Annotated in this window: 15 protein-coding genes; 13 read left to right on the top strand and 2 right to left on the bottom strand. The window is 49.6% G+C overall.

What is annotated here, in order from left to right:
* Positions 1–81 precede the first annotated feature (81 nt).
* The 10 genes from skT53_RS11175 (at position 82) to groL (ending at position 8,522) form a co-directional block, all read left to right on the top strand.
* Positions 82–705: a 5-formyltetrahydrofolate cyclo-ligase gene (locus skT53_RS11175; protein WP_200756906.1), complete on the top strand. Its 624-nt coding sequence runs from the start codon at positions 82–84 to the stop codon at positions 703–705.
* A 32-nt stretch (positions 706–737) separates the two neighbouring features.
* Positions 738–1,466 (top strand): SDR family oxidoreductase, encoded by a 729-nt coding sequence (locus skT53_RS11170; protein WP_226375192.1) that lies wholly within the window; start codon positions 738–740, stop codon positions 1,464–1,466.
* A gap of 28 nt (positions 1,467–1,494) precedes the next feature.
* Positions 1,495–1,989: a hypothetical protein gene (locus tag skT53_RS11165; RefSeq protein ID WP_200756904.1), complete on the top strand. Its 495-nt coding sequence runs from the start codon at positions 1,495–1,497 to the stop codon at positions 1,987–1,989.
* 11 nt (positions 1,990–2,000) lie between these two features.
* Positions 2,001–2,978 (top strand): molybdopterin-binding protein, encoded by a 978-nt coding sequence (locus skT53_RS11160; RefSeq protein WP_200756902.1) that lies wholly within the window; start codon positions 2,001–2,003, stop codon positions 2,976–2,978.
* Between the two features lie 33 nt (positions 2,979–3,011).
* Entirely contained in the window at positions 3,012–4,310 is a 1,299-nt protein-coding gene (locus tag skT53_RS11155) for a molybdopterin molybdotransferase MoeA (RefSeq protein WP_200756900.1), read from the top strand.
* Positions 4,307–4,825, top strand: coding sequence for a molybdopterin-guanine dinucleotide biosynthesis protein B (mobB, locus tag skT53_RS11150; RefSeq protein WP_200756898.1), 519 nt, complete (start codon positions 4,307–4,309; stop codon positions 4,823–4,825). The genes skT53_RS11155 and mobB overlap by 4 nt, the downstream gene beginning before the upstream one ends.
* A gap of 15 nt (positions 4,826–4,840) precedes the next feature.
* On the top strand, positions 4,841–5,578 hold the full coding sequence (gene tatC, locus skT53_RS11145) for a twin-arginine translocase subunit TatC (RefSeq protein WP_200756896.1): 738 nt from the start codon (positions 4,841–4,843) through the stop codon (positions 5,576–5,578).
* A 70-nt stretch (positions 5,579–5,648) separates the two neighbouring features.
* Entirely contained in the window at positions 5,649–6,329 is a 681-nt protein-coding gene (locus skT53_RS11140; protein ID WP_200756894.1) for an HAD family hydrolase, read from the top strand.
* 244 nt (positions 6,330–6,573) lie between these two features.
* On the top strand, positions 6,574–6,858 hold the full coding sequence (groES, locus tag skT53_RS11135) for a co-chaperone GroES (protein ID WP_200756892.1): 285 nt from the start codon (positions 6,574–6,576) through the stop codon (positions 6,856–6,858).
* A gap of 35 nt (positions 6,859–6,893) precedes the next feature.
* Positions 6,894–8,522 (top strand): chaperonin GroEL, encoded by a 1,629-nt coding sequence (gene groL / locus skT53_RS11130; protein WP_200756890.1) that lies wholly within the window; start codon positions 6,894–6,896, stop codon positions 8,520–8,522.
* 612 nt (positions 8,523–9,134) lie between these two features.
* Here the strand turns inward: groL and skT53_RS11125 are convergent.
* Positions 9,135–10,415 (bottom strand): ArsB/NhaD family transporter, encoded by a 1,281-nt coding sequence (locus tag skT53_RS11125; RefSeq protein ID WP_200760956.1) that lies wholly within the window; start codon positions 10,413–10,415, stop codon positions 9,135–9,137.
* 240 nt (positions 10,416–10,655) lie between these two features.
* On the opposite strand from skT53_RS11125, the gene skT53_RS18560 reads away from it, so the two are divergent.
* Both skT53_RS18560 and skT53_RS11120 read left to right on the top strand, forming a co-directional pair.
* Complete coding sequence (locus skT53_RS18560; protein WP_226375191.1) at positions 10,656–10,877, top strand: IS110 family transposase; 222 nt, start codon at positions 10,656–10,658, stop codon at positions 10,875–10,877.
* On the top strand, positions 10,777–11,565 hold the full coding sequence (locus skT53_RS11120; protein ID WP_226375190.1) for a transposase: 789 nt from the start codon (positions 10,777–10,779) through the stop codon (positions 11,563–11,565). The genes skT53_RS18560 and skT53_RS11120 overlap by 101 nt, the downstream gene beginning before the upstream one ends.
* Positions 11,566–11,730: 165 nt before the next feature.
* Here the strand turns inward: skT53_RS11120 and skT53_RS11115 are convergent, their stop codons facing one another.
* Positions 11,731–12,114, bottom strand: coding sequence for a hypothetical protein (locus tag skT53_RS11115; protein ID WP_200756888.1), 384 nt, complete (start codon positions 12,112–12,114; stop codon positions 11,731–11,733).
* Positions 12,115–12,439: 325 nt separating this feature from the next.
* Here skT53_RS11115 and skT53_RS11110 point away from each other — a divergent pair, with 325 nt between their 5' ends.
* The gene (locus skT53_RS11110; RefSeq protein WP_200756881.1) at positions 12,440–13,597 is read left to right on the top strand and encodes a murein hydrolase activator EnvC family protein; all 1,158 of its coding nucleotides are present in this window, start codon (positions 12,440–12,442) and stop codon (positions 13,595–13,597) included.
* Positions 13,598–13,638: the final 41 nt, after the last annotated feature.

The raw sequence follows: 13,638 nt of genomic DNA, 5'->3' as shown, positions 1-13,638 counted from the left end.
CAACCGGATGTCCTACATCTCTCAATGCAGGGGGGTGGCTGGGAATTTTTTCTTATGGTAGTTTAAAAAGAGGTATACTGAATGGAGGTTCTGATGGATAAGGATGGACTGCGCCGCCAAATTTTGCACAAACGCCTGTCGATGTCAGCAGCGGAACGGGCAGACAAACAAGTTCGAATTCTTAAGCATTTGCTGACAGTTCCACATTTGCAGCAGGCGGAAACGATTCTGCTCTATTTGGATTTTCGCGGGGAAGTGGAGACCGAGCAGATTTTCAGATGGGGATGGAACGCCGGAAAAACGATGGCTGTTCCAGTCTCAAAGCCTGCGGAACGAAAAATCATTCCGGTCCGCCTGAATTCGTTCGAGGAACTGACGGCGGGACCGTATGGAATCCGGGAGCCTGACATGCATGTACAATTGGCAGCTGGGCACCTCAACGCTCTTCCTGACGCTCTGTCAGTCCAGGAACTGGATGTGGTGATCGTACCGGGGGTTGCGTTTGACCGGAAGGGGGGACGGCTCGGGTATGGAGGCGGTTATTATGACCGGTTTCTCCCTCAACTGCGCCCGAATGCGTTGAAAATCGGGATTGCGTATCAGCTGCAGATGGTCGAACAATTGCCGATGGAAACGCACGACATACCGCTTGACCTGATCGTGACAGAAAAATCGGTTTATCATGGCCGACGGGCGGCTTTCTAAAAAAACGATACATAAAAGAGGAGTGGATCCATTTGGCAGAACGGTTAACCGACCGTGTGATGGTGGTAACAGGCGCCAGCCGGGGGATCGGAGAACAGATTGCTCTGGCGTGTGCAGGTGAAAAGGCAAAACTTGTATTGGTGGCACGCACGCCGGAAGATTTGGAACGGGTTCGCGGGCGGGCGATGGAGGCGGGGTCGGAAGACGTGTTGACAGTGACGACCGACATCACCAAGGAAGAAGAAGTGGAAGTCATGTATGACGTCATTTTGTCCCGTTTTGGAAGAGTGGATATACTGGTAAACAATGCGGGGATCGCATTCTTCAAATCGGTTCTTGATACCACAGCAGCAGAGTGGCAGGCCATGTTTGATTTGAATGTAAAAGGGCTGTTTCTTTGTTCGCGCGGGGCTGTTGCCGCGATGAAAGAGCAGGGCGGCGGTCATATTATCAACATTTCGTCTGTGGCGGGACGGGAGCCGATCGCCAATTTTGCAGGATACAGCGCGACGAAATATGCGGTACAGGGGTTTGCCGACGCGCTGCGCCAAGAGGTCCGTTCGTTCGGTATTAAGGTAACGAACATATTGCCGGGATTTACGGCGACGGAGGCGACCGGAGTTGCGGCTGAGCAGGCTTACGAAAAAGGGGCTGTGAAACCAGGCGATGTGGCCCAGGCGGTCGTGTTTGCCGCTGCCCAACCCAAACAGGTGTTGATCCATGAACTGGTCATTACGCCAACTGTCGAAGCGGAATTTTAGGGGCACTGCCCAGGGAGTGGTTGTATAAATGGCGGGAGAGCCTTTTTTGATTGCATTGGGATATGGCGGCGAATTAAGTGATATGGCGGGCTTTGAGTGGGAGTTCCGCTGCAAATTGGGACTTCGCAATGCGGCTGATGAAGCGGAGCGGGAATCGTTCATTCGTGATTTTGTGGCGAATACGTCACCTTCCGAGCCGATTGTACTGTTGCTGGATTCGTATGATCCGATCATGTTCCGTGCATTTATGGAACATGGAAAACAGGCGATTGCGAAATATTCCGGTTTGTATGTATTTGTTGTGGCGGAAGACGAGTCGCAGCTTCCGAGCACGCAGTATTTCTTGAATATTGAACAGGATCCGCCGGGGGAAACACTGTTTCCGCATCAAATGATGCTGGATGCGGAAGGCGTGCCTGATTCGGTGCTGTTGTTTATTCAGGATCGATTGAATGTACAGTTTTATCGGCGGGACGACGAATTGATGATGGAGTTTCGAATCGAGGAATTGCCTGTTCTCTAGGAGGGAGAAACATGCGGGAAGTTCATGTGCGTGATGCAATCGGAATGCGCTTGGCGCACGATTTGACAAGGATTGTACCGGGCGAATTTAAAGGGCGTGTTTTTCAGAAAGGGCATGTGATTCGGGAAGAGGATATTCCCATGTTGTTGGACATCGGGAAAGAGCATATTTATGTGTTGGAGATCCCGCCCGGACAATTGCATGAGGAAGAGGCGGCGATCCGTTTGGCGAATGCGGTGTCGGGCGACAATCTGACTTCCGATGGGCCGTCGGAAGGTCGGGTGGATCTGAAAGCGACCATTCGCGGATTGCTGAAGGTCGATACGGAAGCGCTGTGGATGATCAACTCGATCGGGGAATTGGCGGTTGTGACAAGAAAGACGGATACGGTCGTGGAAACAGGCGCAATGGTAGCCGCGATGCGGGCGATACCGCTGTTGATTGAGGAGCAGAAAATCATTCAGGCGGAAACGACAGCCCGGATGTCGGCGCCGGTTATCACCGTACTGCCGTTTCGGCATACAAAAGCAGGGATTATTACAACCGGCAGTGAAGTAGCGGAGGGACGGATTGAAGATCGATTCGGTCCCCGCATTCGGGAAAAAGTGGCCCCGTTTCCTGTCGACGTGCTCGGTCAAAAGATTGTCGGAGACCGGAAAGAGGATATTCAGACCGCCATTCGCCAGTTTCTCGCACAAGGGGCTGACCTGATTATCTGTACAGGCGGCATGTCGGTCGATCCGGACGACCGCACGCCGGGAGCGATCCATGAATTGGCGACCGAAGTGGTCACGTATGGAATGCCTGTGTTGCCTGGATCCATGATGATGCTTGCGTACATCAACCATGTACCTGTGTTTGGCTTGCCGGGTGCGGTGATCTACGAACCGGTAACCGCCTTTGACCTGTTTTTGCCAAAAATCCTGGCGGGTGACAAAGTAACGCGGGGAGAGGTTGCGGAAATGGGGCACGGCGGCCTTTTAAAGTAGGAAGAGTCAAAAATCCGGATGGAGGTCTGTCAAATGATGCGGGTTGGTCTTACGATGGAAGAGGCGATTGGTGAGATTTTGGCTTCGGTAAAACCGCTTTCCGTCTTCCAAATTCCCTTAAAAGATTCCTTTCAGTATCGATTGGCGGAAGATGTGAAGGCAAACGCTCCAATGCCTTCTTTTGATCGTTCCATGATGGACGGGTATGCCATACGATCCGTCGATGTGGCAAATGCTTCTCCTGAGCAGCCGGCTTTGCTGCGAGTAGTGGGGCGCATTGCGGCGGGGGAGGTGCCGGAACGGGAGCTGCGGACGGGTGAAGCCATGCGCATCATGACAGGCGCGCCAATCCCGGAAGGGGCCGATGCGGTCGCCCGTTTTGAAGTCACAGACGGGCAGCAAAATCCGGAAGCGGAGACAGTTGCTGTTTATTTGCCGGTTCGGACGGGAGAATCCATCTCTTTGGCAGGCGAAGATATCCGGGCAAATGAAACGATTTTACGAAAAGGGACGTTGATCGGAGCCGCAGAAATGGCTTTGCTTGCGAGTGTCGGTGTGGCAGCCGTACCCGTTTTTCGGAAACCGGTGATCGGAATTTTGTCGAGTGGACGGGAGCTGGTCGGTTTGGAACAACCGCTCTCTTACGGCAAAATCTACAACAGCAATTCCTACATGATCTCCGGTCTGGTGTCTGCCTGGGGGGGAGTGCCGCATGTACTCCCGCAGGTGGATGACAAAATGGACGAGGTGGTCGAGGCGATTCGTGCCGCCATGCCTGCCGTGGATGCACTCGTGACGACCGGCGGCGTGGCGGGTGGTGATTTTGATTTGATGCGGGGCGCCTATCAGTTGGCAGGCGGCCAGGTTCGTTTTTGGAAAGTGAATATACGGCCGGGAACGCCTTTTACATACGGCACCCTACAGGGAAAACCGGTGTTTGGTCTATCCGGCAATCCGGCAGCCGGTTTTGTAAACGCCCTGCTGTTTTTGCAGAGTGCGCTGCTGGCTATGTCCGGCCAGCCAAATCCGCAAATTCCGGTAGTCGAAGTGGAGTTGGCAGCAGATCCGCAGGTAAAGCCGATCGGGATGGACCGTTTTTTGCGGACACATATTCGGGTGGAGGCGGGAGCTTTAAAAGCGATCCCGCTGCCGTTTGGGCAAAGCGCCGGTATTATGTCTTCCTTGACCGGTATTCAGGGGTTTATCCGAATCCCTGCCAAAACGGAAGTCAAACCGGGCGATTTGCTGCAGGCGTATTTGCTGGCGATGCCAGCGGCAGGCGGTGTAATCCCTTGGCAGGCCGCTTCCCTAATGGAGGGCAGCCGCAAATGAATCAGCCTGTTACAGCCTTTGCCGTTGTCGGATATAAAAATACGGGGAAAACCACAATGGTTTGCAAACTTGTGGAGCGATTCAAGTCCCTCGGGTATCGGGTGGGCACAATTAAAAGCGATGCCCACGAGTTTCAGATGGACAGGCCGGGGGCGGATACGTTCCAGCACAGGCAGGCAGGGGCGGATCAGGTCGCGATTGTCAGTCCGCAAAAATGGGCGCTGCAGGTCTGGACGGAACAGCCGCCGACTTTGCAACAACTGCTGTCGATGATGGCTGACGTGGATTTGGTGATTGTGGAAGGGTACAAACAGGGGGACCTTCCGAAAGTTGTGATGGCGGATGAAAAAGGGGCGATTTTTCAACACGAACAGCTGGATTCCATTGTTGCGGTTGCAGCCAAAGGAGGCCTGGCTCCGCTTGCTCCACCCGAAGTCGACGTGTATGATAGAGATGACGTAGATTCGCTTGTATCCTTGTTACGGCGGGTTTTGTCGTTAGAGCAGCGTGTTTAACAGGGAGGAAAAACTGTGTCCGATCAGGAACAAAATCTGGTGGAACATCTGGCGGAACTTCGTAAACGGCTGATTATCACACTTGTGTGGTTTGTTGTGTTTTTAATCGTCTCGTTTACGTTTGTTGACCGTATTTTTCAATTTCTGAAAAGAGGTATTCCAAGCAATGTTCCCATGGTAGTGCTTGGACCTTCGGAAGTGCTGCGTGTATATATGATCGTGGCAGGTGTGACGGCGATCGGATTGACCATTCCGGTGCTTTTGTATCAGGCGTGGAAGTTCGTCGCTCCCGGCCTGACCGATACGGAACGGCGTGTGACGGGCAGTTTTATTCCGGTCGTGACGATCGTATTTTTTGCCGGTGTGGTGTTTGGGTATTTGTTTATTTTTCCCACTATTTATTCGTTTTTCACGACGCTCGGTTCACAGGAGTTTCAGATGATGCAGACAGCCGGCAATTATTTTTCGTTCATGGCCCATATTGTGATTCCGTTTGGCTTTATATTTGAACTGCCGATTGTCGTGATGTTTTTGACTCGTCTGGGGGTATTGACTCCTCAGTTTCTGACGAAAAACCGCAAGTATGCGTATTTTTTGCTGACGGTTGTCGGAGTGGTATTGTCACCGCCGGAACCGGTGTCTGATATTATTACGACGCTTCCTTTGCTGTTGTTGTACGAAATCGGCGTAACATTGTCGAAACTTTCCTACAAGCGGCGTTTGAGACGGCTCCAGCAAAGCGGTCTTGCGTAAAAATGGCATATAAAAAGCAGGTACCGGTCCCAGGCGACCGGTTTTCTATTGGTCAAAGGAGGGATCGCATGTGATTGAAGCGGTCGTGTTTGATTTTGACGGATTGATTTTTGATTCGGAAACACATGAGTATCAGGTGCTGCAGCAAATTTACGCCTCTTATGGCGCAGAACTTCCACTGGATGTATGGGGAAAATGCATTGGCACACACGCCAATTTTTTTGATGCGTATGCGTATTTGGAAAGCTGTATCGGGAAGCCGGTTGACCGTGAATCGATGGCGAAGCTGCGGCGGGAGATGTTTGATCAGCGGGTTGCACAGGAGACGGCAAGGCCTGGTGTGGAAGAGTATTTGGCAACTGCCAAAGAAATGGGCCTGAAAATCGGTTTGGCGTCCAGTTCCAGGCGGGAGTGGGTAATGCGTTTTCTTTCGCAGTTGAATCTGCTGCACTACTTCGTTTGTATTCGGACGGCAGAGGATGTAAAACGGGTGAAACCGGAACCGGATCTGTATTTGGCGGCGCTTGCGTGTCTGGGTGTTGCGCCCGACCGGGCGGTGGCATTCGAAGACTCCCCGAACGGAGCGTTGGCAGCGAGACGGGCCGGGATGTACTGTGTGATCGTACCGAATTCGGTAACAGCCAATCTGCCATTTGGGGAGTATGATCTGCGGTTGGATTCGATGGCGGACATGTCACTCCGGGAAGTATGCGGGCGTTTATCGGGGCGTGCGGATGATATTTTGGACTGATGCCTGTCTGCGCATAGACGAAGGGCAGAACCGGATATGTGAAAATTATTTGCTAACCGGCAAACAGGAGTATTTATCCAACTGATCGGATAGAATAGAACGGTGGTTGGGAATTTGAAAAAAATTCTCTGGAAGGGCTTGCAAAGAAAAGTGAAAATGAATATGATTAGAGTTGTTAGCACTCAATTGATACGAGTGCTAACAACCAAATACGGTTAAATATTTATTGTAGGAGGGGTATTACATGATCAAACCGCTTGGTGACCGTGTGGTGATCAAAGTTGTCGAACGAGAAGAGAAGACAGTAAGTGGAATTGTTCTTCCCGACACTGCAAAAGAAAAGCCGCAAGAAGGCGAAGTGGTGGCAGTTGGCCCAGGCCGTTATGAAGACGGCAAGCGTGTCGAACTGGATGTGAAAGTGGGCGACCGCATCATTTTCTCCAAATACGCAGGCACAGAAGTTAAATACGACAACGTAGAATACCTGATCGTTCGTGAGTCCGATATTCTGGCTGTTGTTCAACAATAAACTATTATTCTACATAAAAAGGGAGGAAACCCAGTATGGCGAAAGAGATTAAGTTTCGTGAAGATGCTCGTCGTGCGATGCTCCGTGGCGTAGATGTGCTTGCGGATGCGGTAAAAGTCACGCTTGGTCCGAAAGGCCGCAACGTTGTATTGGAAAAGAAGTTCGGTTCCCCGCTGATTACCAATGACGGTGTAACGATCGCAAAGGAAATCGAATTGGAAGATAGTTTTGAAAACATGGGCGCCCAATTGGTGAAAGAAGTAGCGACCAAAACAAACGATGTAGCCGGTGACGGTACCACAACCGCAACCGTTCTGGCGCAAGCCCTGATCCGTGAAGGGTTGAAGAACGTGACTGCTGGTGCAAATCCGATGATTCTCCGTAAGGGAATTGAAAAAGCGGTGCGCGCAGCTGTTGACGAAATCAAGAAGATTTCGAAACAGGTGGAAGGCCGTGAAAACATCGCTCAGGTGGCAGCTATTTCTGCAGGCGACGAAGAGATCGGTTCTTTGATCGCAGACGCAATGGAGAAAGTTGGCAAAGACGGTGTTATCACTGTAGAGGAATCGAAAGGTTTCACAACCGAATTGGAAGTTGTGGAAGGAATGCAGTTTGACCGCGGTTACATTTCTCCCTATATGGTAACGGATGCGGACAAAATGGAAGCCGTACTCGACGAACCGTACATCCTGATTACCGACAAGAAGATCGGCAACATCCAGGAAATTTTGCCGGTTCTGGAGCGTGTAGTACAATCCGGTCGTCCGTTGCTGCTGATTGCTGAGGATGTAGAAGGAGAAGCGCTGGCAACATTGGTTGTCAACAAGCTGCGTGGAACGTTTACCGCTGTTGCAGTGAAAGCGCCTGGATTCGGCGACCGCCGCAAAGCGATGCTGCAGGATATCGCGATCCTTACAGGGGGTCAAGTCATTTCGGAAGAAATCGGCCTCGAACTGAAAAGCACCACGATTGAGCAGCTGGGTCGCGCTCGTCAAGTCCGCGTATCCAAAGAAAACACGATCATTGTTGACGGTACCGGCAACAAAGCGGACATCGACGCACGCATCAATCAAATCAAAATTCAATTGGAAGAAACCACTTCCGAGTTTGATAAAGAGAAACTGCAAGAGCGTTTGGCGAAGTTGGCTGGCGGTGTAGCGGTTATCAAAGTTGGTGCGGCAACCGAAACCGAATTGAAAGAAAAGAAACTGCGTATCGAGGATGCATTGAACGCAACTCGTGCTGCGGTTGAGGAAGGTATCGTTGCCGGCGGTGGTACGGCGCTGGTTAACGTGATTCGTGCACTGGATTCGGTAAGCGCGGAAGGCGACCAACTGACCGGTGTCAACCTGGTACGCAAAGCGCTGGAAGCTCCAGTTCGCCAAATCGCTGACAACGCAGGTCTGGAAGGTGCTGTTATCGTTGAGCGCCTGAAGACGGAGAAAGTCGGCATCGGCTTCAATGCGGCAACAGGCGAATGGGTAGACATGATCCAGGCAGGTATCGTGGACCCGGCAAAAGTAACCCGTTCGGCGTTGCAAAACGCAGCATCGGTAGCGGCTATGTTCTTGACAACAGAAGCAATCGTAGCCGACAAACCGGAAAAAGACAAAGGAGCGGGAATGCCTGGCATGGGCGGAATGGGCGGCATGGATATGATGTAATACCCGAAAGGATAGAAAAGAGGAGGAACCCTTATGAATCTAGGGTTCCTCTCTTTTTGATTTATGGATTTTATCCCGATTGCAAATCAATTGCAAATCAGCGGTTTTCTAATATGTCCAACGACACAAACATACCTATAAAATTGAAATTACGTTCACTCTTTTTTCGGTCAGATTCATGAAGTAGAACCCACTGCTTTCTTCACTAAAATTTTATTGTTTAAGTAATTCCTGATAAGTTACTCGTCTCGACAATTTTACTGATTCATTGTGAAGATATGCATCCAATATTAATAGTTTGATATAGGTGTCATCGCAGTCGAGCGCATAGTATTGGTAGAAATCCGCTGTGCACAAGTTTATTGAAATACTCAATTCCAAGTGGATGGTAACCGTTATACAAGAATTGGTATATCTTTTCAAACTCATAACCGCCAATGTATGGATATTCTTATACCAATTACCCACGAGCGCAACACCAATTATAACCTAACTTGTACACTGTTGCGCTATCCTGCCCGCTAGCACAATAGGCTGCCATTCCCCTGGCAGCTTTCTACGAAGAGTTGGAACCGCTAAAAAAGCAGATCGCAGCTGAAGTCTGCTTGTGCGTTATATGAGATATCGGAAATAGAGATATACAGAAGCAATCGTGATAGATAGAATCATGAGTGGAAAACCAATCAGCATATACTTCACAAACGAAAGCCGATGCCCTTCTTTAGCGGCGAGTCCCGTTACAATGAGGTTAGCGCTTGCCCCCACCAACGTCCCGTTGCCTCCCAGACACGCTCCAAGAGCCAGACTCCACCATAAAGGTTCAAGATTTGTTATACCCATGTTACCCATCTCGTAAATCATAGGTATCATCGTGGCTACAAACGGAATATTGTCAACAAAAGAAGAAGCTATGGCACTCATCCACATGATCAGCAATGCGGTGGCAGTTAAGTTACCGCCAGTTAGTTGGATAGCTTGTGCAGCGAGCTGTGAGATAACCCCCGTTTCAACCAGACCCGAAACGAGCACAAATAAACCGATAAAGAAGAAAATCGTGATCCATTCTACCTTCGCCAACGCCTTCTCCAAATAATGCTCCCCGGTCAGCAGCAACAAGAGAAAAGCCCCCGCCAACGCAACAGTAGCAGATTCCAGGTGTAGCGCTTGATGGAGGAAAAACCCTCCAATCGTAATTGCAAGCACTGTCAAGCATTTGGTCAGCAGTGTTCTGTCTGTGAGTTCTTCTTTCTCATCCAACCGCATGATTCCGGCACGAATGTCCAGAGATGCTGCCAACTGCTTGCGGTACAAGACAAATAAAATAGCCAGCGTGATAATCAATATCACAAACGATATTGGTGCCAAATTGGTGAAAAAATCCATGAACGACAACTCTTGCACTGCACTGCCAATCATAATGTTCGGGGGATCCCCGATCATCGTAGCTGTTCCGCCAATATTTGATGCCAGAATTTCGGTAATTAAATATGGCATTGGAGAAACACGCAATTGTCGTGTAATGCTGAAGGTTACAGGCACCATTAACAGTACCGTTGTGACGTTATCGAGCAAGGCGGATGCAACGGCAGTAATTACGCCCAATGCTAACAGAATACGAACCGGGGCACCTTTCGCCTTTTTGGCCGCCCAGATCGCCATAAACTTGAATAGTCCCGTTTCCGCAGTAATCGAGACAATAATCATCATACCAATTAGCAGGCCAAGAGTATTAAAATCTATGTGGTGGATGGCCGTTTCCTGGTTGACGACCCCAAATACCACCATCAAAATCCCACCGAGCATCGCAACTAAAGTGCGATGGATTTTTTCGGATATGATGAGTGCGTAAGTAACTAAGAAAATACCGATTGCCACTATCGCTTGTTGTTCCATCTTTATACCCATTCCTTTCGCTCCGCTCAAGGCACAAAACGGAATGAAATCCGTTTACCTTGAGCGGTTATTTCGTATTCTTAACCTACAGGGATAGCCGTACACTACAAATCACGCGGAGGTGAGTGGGACACCCCATGATGAGGTGACCGCATTGTTATATGTGTAGATTGCCTTTCCAAGCACAAATAAGTGTCGCTTCGAGCACGCAGACTTATCTTTGTATAAACAACTCGTTTATTGCTGGGCAATCAGTCCCTGCTGACTATCCCTGTACATCTTGCAAAGGAGTCTCTCATTCGCGGCAAAAAGACGGACAAGAAGGACGCCCAATGGATCGCCGATTTGTTCAAGCACGACCTTGTCGCTGGAAGCTTTATGCCTCCGCTTGCGATCAGACAGCTTCGTGACCTTATGCGTTATCGACAAGCTGCTGGACGATCCGCTCGATACGTCTTTTGATATTGAACCGTTCATTCACGGCTCCATGAAAAGGAAACTTCCTGAACTGGAACTCGCGATTGACGGACTCCTTACGCCTGAACAGGCCGGAAAAATCAAGGTTATCAAACAACACTACGAAGACCTCGAATCCCGTAAAACGGATCTGGAAGCCATTATTCTTTCTCTTGCCGAGTCCTACGCAGAAGAAATTAACTTGATCTTGACTGTTCCGTCCTTCAAAAACCTGTTCTCCGCCATTGCCGTGGTTTCGCAGATCGGTGTGAATATGGGCGTGTTCCCGACAGCCAAGCATCTGTGTTCCTGGGCAGGACTTACACCCCCTAATAATGAGAGTGCCGGCAAGAAAAAGTCAGTAAGGATTTCGATAGCCGACTGCTACATCAAGCCTCTTTGGGTACAGTGTGCGACCGCTGTAGTCAAAAGCGAAAAACATCCCGAAATCCGAAACCGCTACTTGCAACTGAAGCGCAGAGGCCACAAACGTGCCATCATAGCCATTGCCCGAATGCTGCTAATGGCCATCTATCACATCTTGAAGAACAAAGTGCTCTATAACCCGGATTTGACAAGAAATCCGATGTTCGTCCAGCAAACCGTGAAATCACGGTGGAACAAGCGATTTTATTGGCACAAGCTCAGGGTTACCGAATTACGGCGGCTACAACCTAATTCCCATCCCCCTTAGGGGAATACATTATTTTCCAAAACGAGTTTCCAGATCTCCCAGCTTGGTAAGAATCAAATCCAGTTTGTCACCCATAAAATCACTTCCCTATATCCAGTTCACTGACACCGTTTTCGGAACCAATCATCCAACGAAGGCATAACACTTTCACTTTCTAGTAGGATATCATATTTCCCAAATTATAAAGAAATTTTTCTTGAAACAAAGAGCGAACGATCTACTGGCATGGCTTAGATGGTCAATAGTGGGGTGGTAAGGAAGAAATGGAAGGAGCGGGAAAAGAAGGCCGCCACACTGACAGCCTACAGGTAACTTAGGACTTTGTTGTGGAGATAATACTCCGCAGGAATGAGGGTTCTTCTTTTTTGTCTTACTCTGATCTTGCTCCATCGTCTCTGCCGGATAACCGGAAAAAATGTCAGCGCCTGTCATATCGGTTACCGGAAAAGAGGTATCTTTCAAGGGATTGCCGATACCGGTTTGCTTTTCCGGTTCGCCCATTTCCGCCCCCGTATCCTCGTACTGTTTTTGTGACAGTTGCTGCAGCATTTCCTCCCGCATTGTGTTTGTTTCCCCAACCTTTTTCTTATTCATAGCGACCTCCTGACGTTATTACTTCTATTTTCCACCATATTTCGATTTTTATTTACATCTGATTAATAAGCTTGCGAGCCTCTGATGCCTGTAGTGTCAAGTATTGGTAGCGGAGAGGAGGCGGGTTTCCTTGCGGTGTAAAACTTTGTAAGCTGTTTTTTCGAAAAAGTCGAGCAGAACCGACAGGAATTGGGCGAATGCCGTCGAATAGGAATGAATGTCGGTTAAAGTCTATCATTCTACCTGCTCTTATAGAGGTTGAATAGGAAGGAGAACCACAATGGCTTCAAACAAATTAGTTGCCGGAATTCTGGCAGGTACTTTGTTGTTGATGCCTCTTTTTACAGCGGCAGAAGCGAGCATCGAGAGCGACCAACAACGCTTGGATGAGATTCGTCAACAATATAATCAAAGTCTTCAGCAGATTAATAAACTTCGCAGTGAAGAAAAAGATCTGAACAAAAAACTGGCGGCCATCAATCAGCAGATTGCCGAACTTGATCAACAGATTTCGGGTATTCAAGCTGAACTGAACGCCGGGGCGGAAAAAATCAGACAAATGGAAATTGAAATCCAGAAGACAAAGGAAAAGCTGGAAGCACGGAAAAAGATGCTGATGCAGCGGCTTCGTGTGCTGTATGAAGATGGCAATGTGTCTTACTTGGAGGTTCTTTTCCAATCTACCGATTTTAGCGATTTCATTGGCAGAGTAAGTACATTGACGCTGGTTGTAAACCAGGATAAGGTCCTGATGGAAGGGATCAAGAAAGATAAGCAGAAACTGGACGACACGCAGGCTCAATTGAAACAGGAGCAGGCAATGCGCCAGGTGCGGCAGGATGCGCTGGTAGCCGCAAAGGCGGAACAGGATAAAATCAAAGCAGAACAACAAAAAGTGTTGGCGCAGGTGCAGAAAGACCGCCAAATAACGGAGGCACAGGCACAGCAGGAAGAGAAGGAAATACAGGCAATTGAAGCACAAATTGCCGCGGCGATTGCTGCTGCACGGCAAAGAGATGGCGGTGCCAATGTGACAAGTGCCGGCAGCTGGACTTGGCCGGTCCCCTCTTCTCATGTGATCTCGTCTGGGTATGGCATGCGCTGGGGGGCCATGCACGCCGGTATTGACATAGCGGCTCCGCTGGGAACACCGATTGTAGCAGTTGACAACGGCGTGGTTCGTTTTGCCGGGACGGCATCCGGTTTCGGGCATTGGGTGGTTATTGAGCACCAGGGCGGTGTGATGAGCGTCTACGGTCATATGTATGGGGATGGTATTTACGTTTCAGTCGGGCAGCAGGTAAAACGCGGGCAGACGATTGCTGCTATTGGCAGTGACGGAGAATCAACAGGACCTCACCTGCATTTTTCCGTAGCAACAGGTATCAGCGGCAGCCGTATGATTTATGTGGACCCGAACCCTTATCTGGGTCAGTAAAATCCGGGTTTACGCTCCCCCATATGCGTTTTGCATATGGG

The sequence above is a fragment of the Effusibacillus dendaii genome (assembly GCF_015097055.1).
GTDB lineage: Bacteria > Bacillota > Bacilli > Tumebacillales > Effusibacillaceae > Effusibacillus > Effusibacillus dendaii.
This window is presented reverse-complemented; position numbering and strand designations above follow the sequence as displayed.